Annotated in this window: 14 protein-coding genes; 7 read left to right on the top strand and 7 right to left on the bottom strand. The window is 71.6% G+C overall.

Translation table 11 applies throughout. The features are described 5' to 3' along the window. Positions 1–52 precede the first annotated feature (52 nt). Complete coding sequence (locus ACVTJA_RS46570) at positions 53–661, top strand: MXAN_6652 family MXYO-CTERM-anchored protein (protein WP_465830577.1); 609 nt, start codon at positions 53–55, stop codon at positions 659–661. A gap of 292 nt (positions 662–953) precedes the next feature. Beyond that, a complete protein-coding gene (locus tag ACVTJA_RS46565) occupies positions 954–1,727 on the top strand; it encodes an endonuclease/exonuclease/phosphatase family protein (protein WP_465830576.1) in 774 nt (257 codons plus the stop codon). Positions 1,728–1,773: 46 nt separating this feature from the next. Here ACVTJA_RS46565 and ACVTJA_RS46560 read toward each other — a convergent pair whose 3' ends face one another. Both ACVTJA_RS46560 and ACVTJA_RS46555 read right to left on the bottom strand, forming a co-directional pair. Then, complete coding sequence (locus ACVTJA_RS46560) at positions 1,774–2,325, bottom strand: hypothetical protein (protein ID WP_465830574.1); 552 nt, start codon at positions 2,323–2,325, stop codon at positions 1,774–1,776. 132 nt (positions 2,326–2,457) lie between these two features. Continuing rightward, entirely contained in the window at positions 2,458–2,847 is a 390-nt protein-coding gene (locus ACVTJA_RS46555) for a hypothetical protein (protein ID WP_465830572.1), read from the bottom strand. Positions 2,848–3,072: 225 nt separating this feature from the next. On the opposite strand from ACVTJA_RS46555, the gene ACVTJA_RS46550 reads away from it, so the two are divergent. After that, positions 3,073–3,726 (top strand): YdcF family protein, encoded by a 654-nt coding sequence (locus ACVTJA_RS46550; protein WP_465830570.1) that lies wholly within the window; start codon positions 3,073–3,075, stop codon positions 3,724–3,726. Here the strand turns inward: ACVTJA_RS46550 and ACVTJA_RS46545 are convergent. After that, a complete protein-coding gene (locus ACVTJA_RS46545; RefSeq protein ID WP_465830568.1) occupies positions 3,707–5,266 on the bottom strand; it encodes a Do family serine endopeptidase in 1,560 nt (519 codons plus the stop codon). The two genes, ACVTJA_RS46550 and ACVTJA_RS46545, sit on opposite strands and share 20 nt — an antisense overlap. Positions 5,267–5,451: 185 nt before the next feature. Beyond that, a complete protein-coding gene (locus ACVTJA_RS46540; RefSeq protein WP_465830566.1) occupies positions 5,452–5,952 on the bottom strand; it encodes a MarR family winged helix-turn-helix transcriptional regulator in 501 nt (166 codons plus the stop codon). Positions 5,953–6,062: 110 nt separating this feature from the next. Here ACVTJA_RS46540 and modA point away from each other — a divergent pair, with 110 nt between their 5' ends. From modA to ACVTJA_RS46520, 4 genes are all read left to right on the top strand, one after another. After that, positions 6,063–6,830 (top strand): molybdate ABC transporter substrate-binding protein, encoded by a 768-nt coding sequence (modA, locus tag ACVTJA_RS46535; RefSeq protein ID WP_465830564.1) that lies wholly within the window; start codon positions 6,063–6,065, stop codon positions 6,828–6,830. Then, positions 6,830–7,504 carry a molybdate ABC transporter permease subunit gene (gene modB, locus ACVTJA_RS46530; RefSeq protein WP_465840682.1) on the top strand — a complete coding sequence of 225 codons (675 nt, stop codon included), beginning with the start codon at positions 6,830–6,832 and terminating at the stop codon, positions 7,502–7,504. Before modA ends, modB begins: the two co-directional genes overlap by 1 nt. After that, positions 7,501–8,571 carry a molybdenum ABC transporter ATP-binding protein gene (gene modC, locus ACVTJA_RS46525; protein WP_465830562.1) on the top strand — a complete coding sequence of 357 codons (1,071 nt, stop codon included), beginning with the start codon at positions 7,501–7,503 and terminating at the stop codon, positions 8,569–8,571. Before modB ends, modC begins: the two co-directional genes overlap by 4 nt. 92 nt (positions 8,572–8,663) lie before the next feature. Continuing rightward, positions 8,664–9,791 (top strand): serine hydrolase domain-containing protein, encoded by a 1,128-nt coding sequence (locus ACVTJA_RS46520; protein WP_465830560.1) that lies wholly within the window; start codon positions 8,664–8,666, stop codon positions 9,789–9,791. Between the two features lie 10 nt (positions 9,792–9,801). On the opposite strand, the gene ACVTJA_RS46515 is transcribed toward ACVTJA_RS46520, so the two are convergent. From ACVTJA_RS46515 to ACVTJA_RS46505, 3 genes are all read right to left on the bottom strand, one after another. Then, complete coding sequence (locus tag ACVTJA_RS46515) at positions 9,802–11,412, bottom strand: TIGR02996 domain-containing protein (protein WP_465830558.1); 1,611 nt, start codon at positions 11,410–11,412, stop codon at positions 9,802–9,804. Positions 11,413–11,507: 95 nt separating this feature from the next. After that, positions 11,508–12,458: a helix-turn-helix domain-containing protein gene (locus ACVTJA_RS46510; RefSeq protein WP_465830556.1), complete on the bottom strand. Its 951-nt coding sequence runs from the start codon at positions 12,456–12,458 to the stop codon at positions 11,508–11,510. A 22-nt stretch (positions 12,459–12,480) separates the two neighbouring features. Continuing rightward, positions 12,481–12,663: a hypothetical protein gene (locus tag ACVTJA_RS46505; RefSeq protein ID WP_465830554.1), complete on the bottom strand. Its 183-nt coding sequence runs from the start codon at positions 12,661–12,663 to the stop codon at positions 12,481–12,483. Positions 12,664–12,705 lie beyond the last annotated feature (42 nt).

Below are 12,705 nucleotides of genomic sequence, written 5' to 3'. Positions count from 1 at the left end.
GCGTCGCGGTATGAAGGGCCTCCTTCCCAGTCGTTCGCCTTCAGGAGGCTTCATGCGGTCGTCTCGTTCGTCTCTCTGGATTGTTGGCACCATGGCGGCGTGCCTCGTCTCCGGCTCCGCGTTCGCGTCCGCCGCCGGTCAAACGGGCGCCAGCGGCAAGCAGGCCGGTAATACGTGCATGAGCTCCACCTGCCACACGGGCACCAACATCCCCACGGTGACGCTGGAGGGGCCGGACACGTTGGCGGCGGGCGCCACCGGCAACTACTCGCTCATCATCTCGGGCGGCGCGGCCCAGCGCGGCGGCTTCAACGTGGCGGTGGACAGCGGCACGCTGACCGCCGGCTCCGGCCAGAGGAAGTCCGAGGGCGAGCTGACGCACTCCGCTCCCAAGGCCTTCACCAACGGCACGGTGCGCTTCGACTTCACCCTGGTGGCGCCGGCCAGCGGCAGCTCCATCAAGCTCTTCGGCGCGGGCAACTCCACCAACTTCAACAGCGAGTCGACGGGCGACGGCGCCGCGCAGACCGTGAAGACCATCACCATCACCGGCGGCAGTGCCGAGGGGGACGACGAGGGCGGCTGCTCCGCCGCCGGTGGCGCGCCGCTGCTCGGCGCCGCGCTGCTGATGCTGGGCGCCCGCCTGCGCCGCCGTCGCTAGGCCGCTGCGTCCGTTCAGGGGGAGCAGCGCCAAATCCCGATGGCTCGGCTTCGGCGGTGGCTCCCTCTGACAGGACCTGCTTCGGCGGGCCTGAGCGCCGCATTGCGTAGCCGGTTGCCCGCTCCACGAGCGGGCCTGGAGGGGTGGGGCGACAGCGTCCGGGAGCGCGGCCTAACATCCGCGCCCTTCACGCATGCACCTCCGCCGACTCCTTCCCATCCTGTTCCTGATGGGGCCGCTCGCGTGTGCGACCGGCCCTGGCCTCCGCGCTCCGGAGGCCGCCGTCTCTTCCGTGCAGCGCAAGACGGGAGAGCTGCGGGTGATGACCTTCAACATCCAGTCCGGCCTCCGCGGGCTGGAGGGCGTGGCGGACGTCATCCGCGCCTCTGCTCCGGACGTCGTCGCGCTGCAGGAGGTGGACGTCGGCTCCACGCGCGCGGGCGGGGTGGACCAGGTGGCGGAGCTCTCCCACCTCACCGGCCTGCTGTACCGCGCGCACTTCCGCACCACGGACCTGTACGGCGGCGCCTACGGCATCGCGCTCCTGTCGCGCTTCCCGCTGGAGGCGATGGAGCAGTACCCGCTGCCGGTACCTCATGGCGCGGAGCCCCGCACGCTGGCCCACGCGGTGGTGACGGTGGACGGGCGCGAGGTGAGCCTCTACCTCACGCATCTCATCCGCCGCCCCTTCAATGGCGACGCGCGCGTGCGGCAGAGCGCGCTGGTGGCGCGGCTGATGGCGAAGGACTCGCGGCCCAAGCTGCTGCTGGGGGACCTCAACGACGACCCGGACTCGCGCCCCGTCCGCCTGCTGCGGCGGGAGCTGCGCGACGTGGTCGCCGCCACCGGTGGCGCGCGCGGCACGTACCCGATGCCGTTCGTCCTCCCCGCGCTGCGCATCGACTACGTGCTGGCGTGTGATGCCTTCACGCCGGTGTCCAGCCGCGTGCTGCACGTGGAGGCGTCCGACCACTACCCGGTGGTAGCGGACCTGCGGTTGAATCCGGCGCCGGCTCCTGCGGTGGCCGAGCGCCCCGCCGGGAGCGTCGCCGGCTCCGCGCCCTGAGCTCGCGTGCCAGCCGCCCCGGAGTGTCGCGGGGCGGCGGCGGGCGTCAGCTCACGTTGAAGCGGTACAGCACTTCCCTGTCGCCCTTCGTGTAGCCCTTGAGGACCTGGCGGGTGAGGTTCTTCGCGCCGAGGAAGGTCAGGCCGCCGTGGGCGAAGCCCATGACGGACAGCTCGAAGTACACATGGGGCTTGGGCACGTTGGTGATGCTCAGGTCCGTGTGGCCCTGGCCGGGGTGGACGCTGAGGTCGCCCTCGGTAAAGTAGCCCTTCCAGATGCCCGGGGTGAAGAGGAGGAAGCGGCGCAAATCGCCCTGGCTGAACATCGTCTTGAGCTGGCCCTGGCTCAGCGCGTACTCGGCGGACTTCACGCCGAACTGCCACCACGCCTCCTTGTTGCCGCCGTAGAAGCGCGTCAGCAGGTCTTCGTTGAGGTGGAGGAACGCGTCCACCGGCATGCGCGTCACCGGCATGATGGGGTTGGCGAAGAAGGGCTCCTTCTTGGCGAACTCCGTGAGGAAGGCCTTCCAGGCCGCCTCGCCGTGGGCCTGCACCATCATCTGCTGTCGCGCCAGGAACGCGACGCCTTTGACTTCCATTCAATGTCCTCCGCTACGGGCCCCGAGCACGCTGGCCCGTGGGTGTGCTCCCGGCGTGCTCCGGCCCATTCATTGTGCGCCGAATCCCGGAAGTGAAGAAAGATGTAATAGCGGAAATTTGCAGCTTGCTTGCTAATCGAGCTGGAGACCGCAGTCGGCGCAGGCGCCTTCGACCAGGGGCGCGGCGGTGCCGCAGGCGGGACAAGGCGGCTCTCCGTCCTCGTCCTGGGTGGTTGCGGGGTGGATGGGGGTTGCCGCGGACACCAGGCCCTCGCGCTGGATGCTGTCCAGCCAGCGCTGCTGGAGGAGGGTGGCGACGCGGGGGCCGTCCTCGGGACGCACGAGCACCTGGAACTTCGGGGTGCAGCCCGCCTTGGCGCAGGCCTCGCGGTGGACGAGGGCCGGGACGTCCGCGCTCAGGCACGCCTCCACCAGCCGGCGAGCATCCATCAACTGCATCTCCGCGCAGGGCACCAACTCCGCGTCGGACAGCGCCTTCGCCGCGTCTTGCTCGGTCATCATGCGGCGGATTGGAGCGCAGCCGGCCCCGGCTCGTCCACCGTGCCGGTGTGTGCGCCCGCTCGCCGCCGGAGCGGAATGAACGTTCCAGCTGGGCCTGGGCGCTGGTGGGGTGGGCGGAATGAGCGCTCCTTCCAGGCCGCCCGCTCGCTGACCAGGCGGAATGAGCGTTCCTTCCGGGCCGCGACGCTCGCGACACCCGGCCGGAGCGCGGCTACCGTTCGGCGGGTGCCGCCTTCCTCGTTGTCCCCCAGGGCCGGGTTCATCCGCCGGCTCCTCATCGTCACTGCCGGCGCGCTGACGTGCGGCGTCTTCGGCCTCGCGTGGGTGGTGGACCGCTTCGGCCAGCGCGAGCGCGCGGAGTCCGCGGACGCGGTGGTGGTGCTGGGCGCTCGCGTGCTGCCCGGCGGCGTGCCGTCCGGAGCGCTGCGGGCGCGCACGGAGAAGGCGGTGGAGCTGTACCAGCGCGGCGTGGCCCCCCGCCTCGTCTTCTCCGGCGGCGTCGGCGTGAATCCACCCTCGGAGGCACGGGTGATGCTGTCGCTCGCGACGCGGCTGGGCGTGCCGGCGGAAGCGTGCGTCCTCGAAGAGGAGAGCCACTCCACCGAGGAGAACGCCCGCCTCGCCGCGAAGCTGCTCCGGATGCTGGGCGCGCGGCGCGTGGTGGTGGTCTCGGACCCGTACCACCTGCTGCGCGCGCGGCAGTACTTCCGCCTCAACGGCCTGGACGTGGCCACCAGCCCCGCGCTGGAGACCGAGCGCAACCTCCACGCGCTGGACCGCCTCTACTGGACGGTGCGCGAGGCCATCGCCCTGCTGCTGCACCCGCGCGTGCTGCTGGCCCGGGCCCCCGCGGACGCGGCTACTCCGCCGGCACCGTGAACGCGCGCAGCTCGCGCCCGCCGCCGGCCACCGCCACGCGCAGCAGCACGTGCTGACCGGGCTTCGCCTCGCGCAGCACCCGCATCAGGTCCTCCGCGCCGCGCACCGGCTTGCCGCCGGCCTCCACCACCACCATGCCCGGCGCCAGCCCCGCGTTCCCCGCCACCGAAGCCTCGTCCACGTCCGTCACCAGCGCGCCCACCGGCGGCAGTCCGTGGGCCCGCGCGAGCCGCGGGTCCATGTCCGCCAGGCCCAGGCCCAGCCGCTGGTGCGCGGGCTGCTCCTGCGCGGGGGGATGGTTCCGCGACGCAACGCCCTCCAGGTCCGGCCGCGTGCCCAGCGTCACCTTCACGTCCTGCTTCTTCCCGCCGCGATGGACGGAGAGGGTGAGCGGGGTGCCGGGAGGCGTCAGCGCCACCATGCGCGTGAGCGCCCGTCCCGAGTCGATGGGCTTGCCGTCCGCGGCGGCGATGACGTCATCCGGCTGGAGTCCGGCCTCGGCGGCGGGCGTGCCCTCGGAGACGTCGGTGACGATGGCGCCCTTGCGCATCGGCAGGCCGAGCGCCTCGCCCAGGTCCGCCGTCAGGTCCTGCACCGTCAGCCCCATCCAGCCGCGCGTGACGGCGCCCTCCTTCTCGAGCTGCGGCGCCAGCGCGCGCACGAGGTTGCTGGGCACCGCGAAGCCGATGCCCGAGCCCTCGCCGATGATGGCGGTGTTGATGCCCACCACCTCGCCCTTCATGTTGAAGAGCGGGCCGCCGGAGTTGCCGGGGTTGATGGCGGCGTCCGTCTGGAGGAACTCGTCGTACGCGCTGGCGCCAATCTCGCGGGCCTTCGCGGAGACGATGCCCAGGCTGACGCTGGAGCTCAGCCCGAAGGGGTTGCCGATGGCCACCACCCAGTCGCCCACGCGCAGCGCCTCCGAGTCGCCCAGGCGCACCACCGGCAGCGGCTTCGCGTCCCGGGGGAGCTGGAGCCGCAGCAGCGCCACGTCCGTGAGCGGGTCCGTGCCCAGCACCTTCGCATTCAGCTCGCGCCCGTCGGGCAGCTGCACGTGAATCTCCGTCGCGCCCTCCACGACGTGGTTGTTGGTGAGCACCAGCCCGCGCGCATCGATGATGAAGCCCGAGCCGAGCCCCTGGCGTGGCATCTCCTCGGGAGGCGGCGTCCTTCGGCCGAACGGCGTGAAGGGTCCCCAGGGGGTGTTGCCGAAGGGAGATTCGCCCTCCTCGCCCCACGGAGAGTCCTCCTGCACGCGGTGGGATGGCGCCACCGAGCGGACCTCCACGCTGACGACCGCGGCCCTCACGGACTCCACCAGCGGAGCGATGGACGCGAGCGCGGAGCTCATGTCCGGCGGCATCGGCTGCCGGGCGGGAGCGGGAGTCTCGCCACCGGCGCCGGGCGAGGGGCTCGCGGGAGCCTCCTGGGTCGCGGAGGGCGGCGGAGTGGAGGGAGCCTCCTCCTGGCTTCGGCGGCAGCCCGCCAGCACGAGGACCAGCCCCAGACCCGCCGTGAGCGTGCGTGTGCTTCGCTTCATGGCTTCCTCCAATCTACGCGTGGCCTTGGGCCGGGCCTCCCTGCCTGCCCCCCGAGCGGAGTGTCGCCCGGGGACTCGTCACGGCGGCAGCGTCGCGCACGCCGAGCCGGCGCGGCGACATGAACCTCCGTTCACTTCCTGTCCGGCCGCGAGTCGGTGGGGCACCGGCCTCGCGGTGGCGAAGGTCAGGCCGAGCGCTCGCGGGAGCCCGGGGCTGCCGCCGACGCGTCGGAGCGGCGCAGGAGCTTCTCGAGGATGCGGAAGAGGGCCTTGCGGTCGCTGGCGTCGAGGATGCCGAGCATCTGCGCCATGCCCTGGAAGATGAAGCGCTCGAGCTTCTGGAAGGTCGCCTGCCCGTCAGGCGTGAGGCGGCAGCGGACGACGCGGCGGTCCGACGCGCTGCGCTCGCGCACCAGATGGCCCTCTCGCTCCAGGCGGTCCACGACACCCGTGACGGTCTTCTCCGTGACGCCCAGCCGCCGGGCCAGCTCGCCCATGGTGAGCGCGCCGTCCTGGCCGAGCCACATCAAGGCGTGCACCTGTGGCGGGGTGAACTGAAGCTGCTCGCAGGTGCTGGCGATGGGGTCACGGAGCGAGCGACGCCGGCCCAGCGCGAGCAGGAGCTGGTGCAGCTTGTGCACATCGCTCGAGACGTCTTCTTCCTCTTTATGGATATTCCGTGACACGGAGTATGCCTTAGCGGCCTGGGGGTCTGGGGTCAACCCGTTGTCTGGGCGGGAGCGAGCATATGGACTATGTGCCCTCGCCTGCTGTGGAACGTACGAGGCATCCCATCATGCGTCCCTTCTCCCTGCTGTGCTCGCTTCTTCTGCTGCTGACCGCCGTTCCCGCGCTCGCGGAGAAGGCGCTGGTGTTCGCCGCGGCGAGCACCACGAATGCCCTCCAGGAGCTGGCGCCGGCCTTCGCCAGGGCCACGGGGCACGAGGTGGAGTTCGCCTTCGGGGCGTCCAGTGACCTGGCCCGGCAGGTGGCGGCGGGGGCTCCGGCGGATGCATTCCTGTCGGCGGACGCGGTCCGGATGGACACCCTGGAGAAGGCGGGGCTGGTGCAGCCCGGCACCCGGGTGGACCTCCTGTCCAACCGGCTGGTGGTGGTGGTGCCGGCGGACGCGAAGGAGACGCTGTCCGGGCCGGAGGGCTTGAAGGGCGTGAAGCGGCTGGCCCTGGCGGACCCGGCGGCGGTGCCGGCGGGGGTGTACGCGAAGGGGTGGCTGGAGAACGCGGGGCTGTGGAAGGCGCTGGAGCCCAAGGTGGTGCCGGCGCTGGACGTGCGCGCGGCGCTGTCGGCGGTGGAGGCGGGGCGGGTGGACGCGGGCGTGGTGTACGCGACGGACGCGGCGCAGTCGAAGAAGGTGAAGGTGGCCTTCGCGGTGCCGGACGCGGACGCGCCGCGCATCGTGTACCCGGTGGCGGCGCTGGCGAAGGGGAAGGCGCCGGAGGTCGGGCGGGCCTTCGTTCGCTTCCTGCGGACGGAGGAGGCGCGGAAGGTGTTCGCCCGGCAGGGCTTCATCGTGCTGGGCGGGAAGGAGCCGCGCGCGCCGTGATGGAAGGTACGGCGGGCCTGGTGTTCTTCACGGTGGCGGTGGCGGCGGTGGCCACGCTGCTGATTCTTCCGCCCGGGGTGGCGGTGGCGTACGCGCTGGCGCGGTGGGACGGGGCGGGCAAGGGCGTGGTGGAGACGGTGCTGGCACTGCCCATGGTGCTGCCGCCCACGGCGGTGGGCCTGGTGCTGCTGGAGTTGCTCGGGCGCAACGGGCCGGTGGGGCGGGTGTTGGACGCGTGGGGCGTGGAGGTGGTCTTCACGCCGAAGGCGGTGGTGCTGGCGAGCGCGGTGATGGCGTTCCCGCTGCTGGTGCGCTCGGCGCGCTCGGGGTTCGAGGAGGTGGACCCGAGGCTGGTGGCGGTGGCGCGCACGCTGGGCGACTCGCGGGTGAGGGCGTTCTTCCGCGTGACGCTGCCGCTGGCGTGGCGCGGGGTGCTGGTGGGGGCGCTGCTGGCGTTCTCCCGGGCGCTCGGTGAGTTCGGCGCGACGGTGCTGGTGGCGGGGAACATTCCCGGGCGGACGCAGACGCTGTCGCTGGCCATCTTCCACCGGACGCAGTTGGGAGAGGACGCGGAGGCGCTGCGGCTCGCGGGCGTGGCGACGCTGCTGGCCTTCGCGGCGGTGTACGCGACGGAGGTGGTGACGCGGCGGCGGGGACGGCGGGGTCGCGCGTGAGCCTGGTCCTCTCCATCCGGCTGCCGCTGGCGCGCTTCACGCTGGAGGTGGAGACGCGCCTCGCGGGAGCGTCCGTGGCGGTGATGGGGCGCTCGGGCTCGGGGAAGACGTCGCTGCTGGAGGTGCTCGCGGGATTGCGGCGTGGAGCACGTGGACGCGTGGAGGTCAGCGGGCGCGTGCTGCTCGACAGTGACGCGCGTGTGGACGTTCCGCCGGAAGCACGACGCATGGGCTACGTGCCGCAGGACGCGCTGCTCTTCCCGCACCTCACCGCCGGACAGAACGTGCGCTTCGGTGAGCGCAAGGGACGGGCTTCGCGGGCGGACGAGGCGATTGCCCTGCTGGAGCTGGCGCCGCTGCTGCACCGCTACCCGGCAACGCTCTCCGGCGGCGAGAAGCAGCGCGTGGCCCTGGCGCGGGCGCTGGCCACGGACCCGGCGCTGCTGTTGCTCGATGAGCCCCTGGCCGCGCTCGACGTGGCGCTGAAGGAGCGGGTGCTGCCGTACCTGCTGCGCGTGCGCGACGAGGCGAAGGTGCCGATGCTGTACGTGACGCACCAGCTCGGAGAGGCGCGGGTCCTCGCCCACGAAGCCCTGCTGCTGGATGAAGGCCGGGTCCGCGCCGCAGGCCCCGCGTCCGAGGTTCTGGGCACCGCGGCCCGTGGGCTCCTCGCGGCGGAAGAGGAGGGCGAGGAGAACATCCTGGAGGGCACGCTGGAACGTCCGGAGGGCGGCGGCCTGCGGTTGCGAATCGCGGAGGCCCTGTCGCTCTGGGTGCCGGACGCGCCGGAGCTCGCGGCAGGCACGCGCGCGGCGTACGCGGTGCCCTCCGAGGACGTGCTGCTCTCCATGGGCCCCCTGTCCGGCGTCTCCGCGCGCAACGTGCTCACGGGGACTGTGACGAAGCTGGAGCCGGCGCCTTCGGGAGAGGAAGCCGCCCTGGTGGACGTGGCCGGCGTGAGCTGGGTGGTGCGGCTCACCGCGGCCTCCGTGCGTGAGCTGGGCGTGGCACCAGGAGCGCGCGTGTACCTCGCGGTGAAGACCGCTGCGTGCCGCCGGCTGCGCTGAGTGCTGCGTCCACACGTCCGCCACTGAGTGACAGAAACATCCGGCTCCGGTGTTCGGGTGCTCGTACCCGTCGTTCACCTGGAGGACCTGAGATGCGCAGTCACCGTTCCACCCGGCTCGCCCTTGGCGCATGGCTGTTGCTGTCGCTCGTGGGATGCGGGAAGGACGAGCCCGAGCCCGAACCGCAAGGCACGCCCTGCGAGCGGCTCGGCTCCCGGCTGCAGGACGCGCTCGAAGAGGCGGCGAAGGCGGAGGACCTTCCAGGCATGACTGCCTCGCTCCGCTTCCCGGAGTGCACGTGGCGGGGCGCGACGGGGCTGTCCCTCGTGGAGTCCGCCACCGCGATGAAGCCCGAGGACCGGCTCCGCGCGGGAAGCATCACCAAGACCTTCGTCGCCGTGGTGGCCCTCCAGCTCCAGGCGGAGAGCAAGCTGTCCCTGGAGGCGCCGCTCGCGACGTGGGTTCCGGACTTCCCCCGCGCGGACCGCATCACCGTGCGCCAGCTCCTCAACCACACGAGCGGCGCGTTCAACTACACCAAGAGCCCGGACTTCCTCGCCGACGCATATGCCCACCCCGGGAAGGTGTGGACGCCCGAAGAGCTCATCGCGTACGGCGCGGCCCGCTCGCCCTCCTTCGAGCCGGGAATGCGCTGGGAGTACTCGAACACCAACTACATCCTCCTCGGCCGCATCATCGAAGCCGTGTCGGGCACGTCGGTGGCACAGCAGTTCCGCACGCGCATCATCGAGCCCCTCCACCTGACGAGCACGGGTCTGGATGGCGCGGAGACACTGCCTGCTCTCGCCGCGGGCGGGTACATCCGCGACTCGGAGAGTGGCGCGTGGACGAACCTGGAGGGGCTGCTCCACCCGTCTGCGGCGGGCTCGGCCGGCGCCCTGGTGTCGAGCGCGGACGACCTCAGCCGCTTCTTCGAGGCCCTGCTCTCGGGGGACCTGTTGCCCCAGGCGCAGCGCGCCGAGATGCTCCGATGGGCCCGCACGCCGGAGGGCGACTCCGGCTATGGGCTGGGCCTCGCGCAGTGGACGGACTCCGTCCTGCCGATGCAGGGACACAACGGCAACATCTACGGCTTCTCGGCCTTCGCCGTCTGGCTGCCCACGCAGAAGGCCTCGCTGGCGGTGATGACCAATCGCGAGGGCGTCGAGCTGCCGGGAGTCACGGCGCGGAAGCTGCTGAAGGTCCTCACGACTCAGTGAGCCCGTGCGGTCAGCCTTCGAGCGTGGCTCCGAGCTCGCGAGCCCGTTGCTCGACGGCCGTCCGAAGCCCGGTGCGCAGTTGATGGGCCACCACGAAGCTCGCGGGCTGGAGCTTCGCGATGTGGTCCAGGCCTCGCAGCACATCGGCCTGCACGAGCCGCTCGTGTGGTTCGTTCATCTCCGTGGTGAAGACGCGGACCGAGAGCCTGCCGGCGGCATCCCGTACGAAGTGGTAGCCGCTGCCCCAGTCCTTCGTGGTGTAGCGGACCATGCGGAGGGTGAGGTCGGGGACCTTCAGCTTCGGCACCAGCGCGAGAAGGGCGAGCGCGGACTCGGTGGTGGATGGGTCATGGCCCGGGAGGCTCAGCCTCACGTGGAGTCGCTCCAGACGCGCGACGAGGGGCGACTGGAGGAATTCGAGCACCTGGCGCGGGAAGAGCAGGATGTCGAGCTCGCGGAGCCGTGGGAAGGCGTCCGCGGCCTTCGCGAGGTCGAGCCATTCGTCGGTGGCGCCGCCGTCGACGAGCGCCTCCAGCTTCGGCATCCGGGCCAGCTTCCTGGCGCCGACGCTGGAATGCGCGAGTGAGCGCAGCGACTTCATCACTTCATGCAGGGTGATGTCGTAGTCGCCCTGTCCTTCGAGGTGCTCGACGGTGGCCCACAGCGGGTGGCCCACGGTCTTCTCGATGGCGCTCTCGAGCGCGCGCGCATTGCCCTGCTTCAGCGCGGCGCGGGAGAGGAAGCCACGGGAGAAGGTGCAGTCGGGCTTCAGCACGTCATCGAGCGGCCCGAGCAGCTCCTTGCGTGACGTCTTGATGAGCTGCCGCTCGCGCTTCACCTCGGCGGGAGTGAGCGGACGGCGGGTCGCTTCGAGCTGGAGGGCGATGAGCTCACCGCGAGGATGCCCTGCTTCCTGCAGCACGTCCGCGAGGACCGCGCGCGCCTCGTTGTCCTCCGGATTCGCGAGCACCTGCGCCAGCAGCGCTTCGGCATCTCCCGAGCGCGCGGGCTTCGAGGCCTCGGCCTCCGTGTGGAGCGCGGCGTCCACCTGCGGCAGCACCTGGCTCATCCCGATGGAGAGCTCCGTGTCGGTCGCGGCGTCCAGCTCGGACTGGATGCGGTCGAGGTGGGCCGCGAGGAAGTCCTCGTACGGAATCGAGCGGTCGTAGCCCGCACGGGCCTTCTTGAGAGTCTCCGCGGCCCGCGCATCCCGGATGCGGCGCGCGAGCGGCAACAGCCGCGTCCAGAAGGGACGGGCGCCGGTGCTCGTGAAGGGCGGGTCGGCGTACCGCTCGGCCACCCACCGGTCGATGCGCGGGTCTTCCGGCCAGGCTTCGAGTGCCTCCAGCCGCGCACGCGCCTTGACCGAGCCCTTGTCGAGGAGCGTGTCCAGCAAGGCCGACAGCACCGCTGCGTCCGGCATCTTCGCGACGTCCTCCCACGCACCGGAGAGCGGCTGGCCTCCAGAGACCTTCGCGCCCACGGACACGATGCGGTCCGCCAGTTCCCGGTGCGGTGCGGCCCGCCACGCGTCGAGCAGTCCAATCAGTACGGTGCTCCACTCACCGCTGGCCACGGCCTCCGGGAGAGAGGGCTCCTTCGACTCGCGCTTCTTCGGCATCGGTCCCTTCCTGGACGCGAAACAGGCTTCACCCCGACCTGACGCATCGGGGCGGTGCATCTTGCACGCCTGGGCCCGGCCCGTCGCGGTGTGCCTCAGTGCGGCAGCGGACGCCGCCGGCTCTTCGCGGCCACACGAGGTCCGGCGCATTCCGCGCGGCACTCTCGGGGCGTCATGCCGAAGGCCGCCTTGAAGGCGCGGCCGAAGTGCGAGAGGTCCTGGAACCCCCACCGGAAGGCGATGTCCGCGATGGTCCGCTCCCGCAGCGCCGGGTCCAGCAGCGCCTGCCGGCACCGCGCGAGCCGCCGTGCCAGCACCCAGCGCATGAAGGACTCGCCCCCTTCCGCGAACAGCTCGTGCAGGTAGCGCGTGGAGCAGCGGAAGTGGGCCGACACGGTCGTCGGGCTCAACGCCGGGTCCGAGAGGTTGCGCTCGGCGTAGTCCCGGATGGCGTGCCGCCGCGCCTCGCGCACGCTCGCGGCGTCCGGCCGCTCTCCATCCTCCTTCGCGTTGAAGCCCACCGCGAGCAACGACACCAGGATGTCCGACAGCGAGCCCGAGACCGGCTCTGCCACCTCGTTGCGCGCGAAGGCACTCACGTACGCGGACACGAGCGCGCCCGTGCCCTCCGTGGCCCGCAGCACGCTCCCAATCGACTTGTCCGGGTCGACGAGCCTCGGCCGGAGCGCGGCATACGGGACGAGGATGACGACCCGGCGGTACGCGGCGTCGAAGGAGATCTCCCCGGGCCGGACTCCATCCAGCAACTCCACGTCACCCGGCCGCGTCTGGTACTCCTGCCGCCGAGGCTGCCGCACCGTGCAGACGCCCTCCAACTGCATGCAGATGAAGAAGCACTCGCGCGGCGCACGGGAGATTTCCCGCTCCCCCCGGTACACCCGCTGCGAGACCGAGTGCAGGTGCGTCACCGACAACGGCCCGGCCTCCCGATGGTCCAACCGGCCGAAGAACGGCTCATCCCTGCGCTTCCGCTCCGTGCGCAGGCCGAGGAACACCCGGCTCGCCGTCTCCTGCCAGTACTCCACACGCTGTTTCTCGGAAACCGAGTCAGTAGAAAAGATGGCCGGCAACGTGCACCCCCCGGGCCGTGAAGACGAACGAGACCGCGAGTAATTTCATTTCACCCGCGGCGGCGACCCCCACGTTCTTCTGCACGGCGCAGTCCACCGCGCTCTGGATGGACACGCAGCCCGAGCACAGCGACGTCCCGTTGGACGTCCTGAAGCTCATGTTGATGACGCGTGCGCCGTTGTCCGCACCGCCGCCACTGTC

It is taken from the genome of Pyxidicoccus sp. M6 (assembly GCF_055568925.1).
This window is presented reverse-complemented; position numbering and strand designations above follow the sequence as displayed.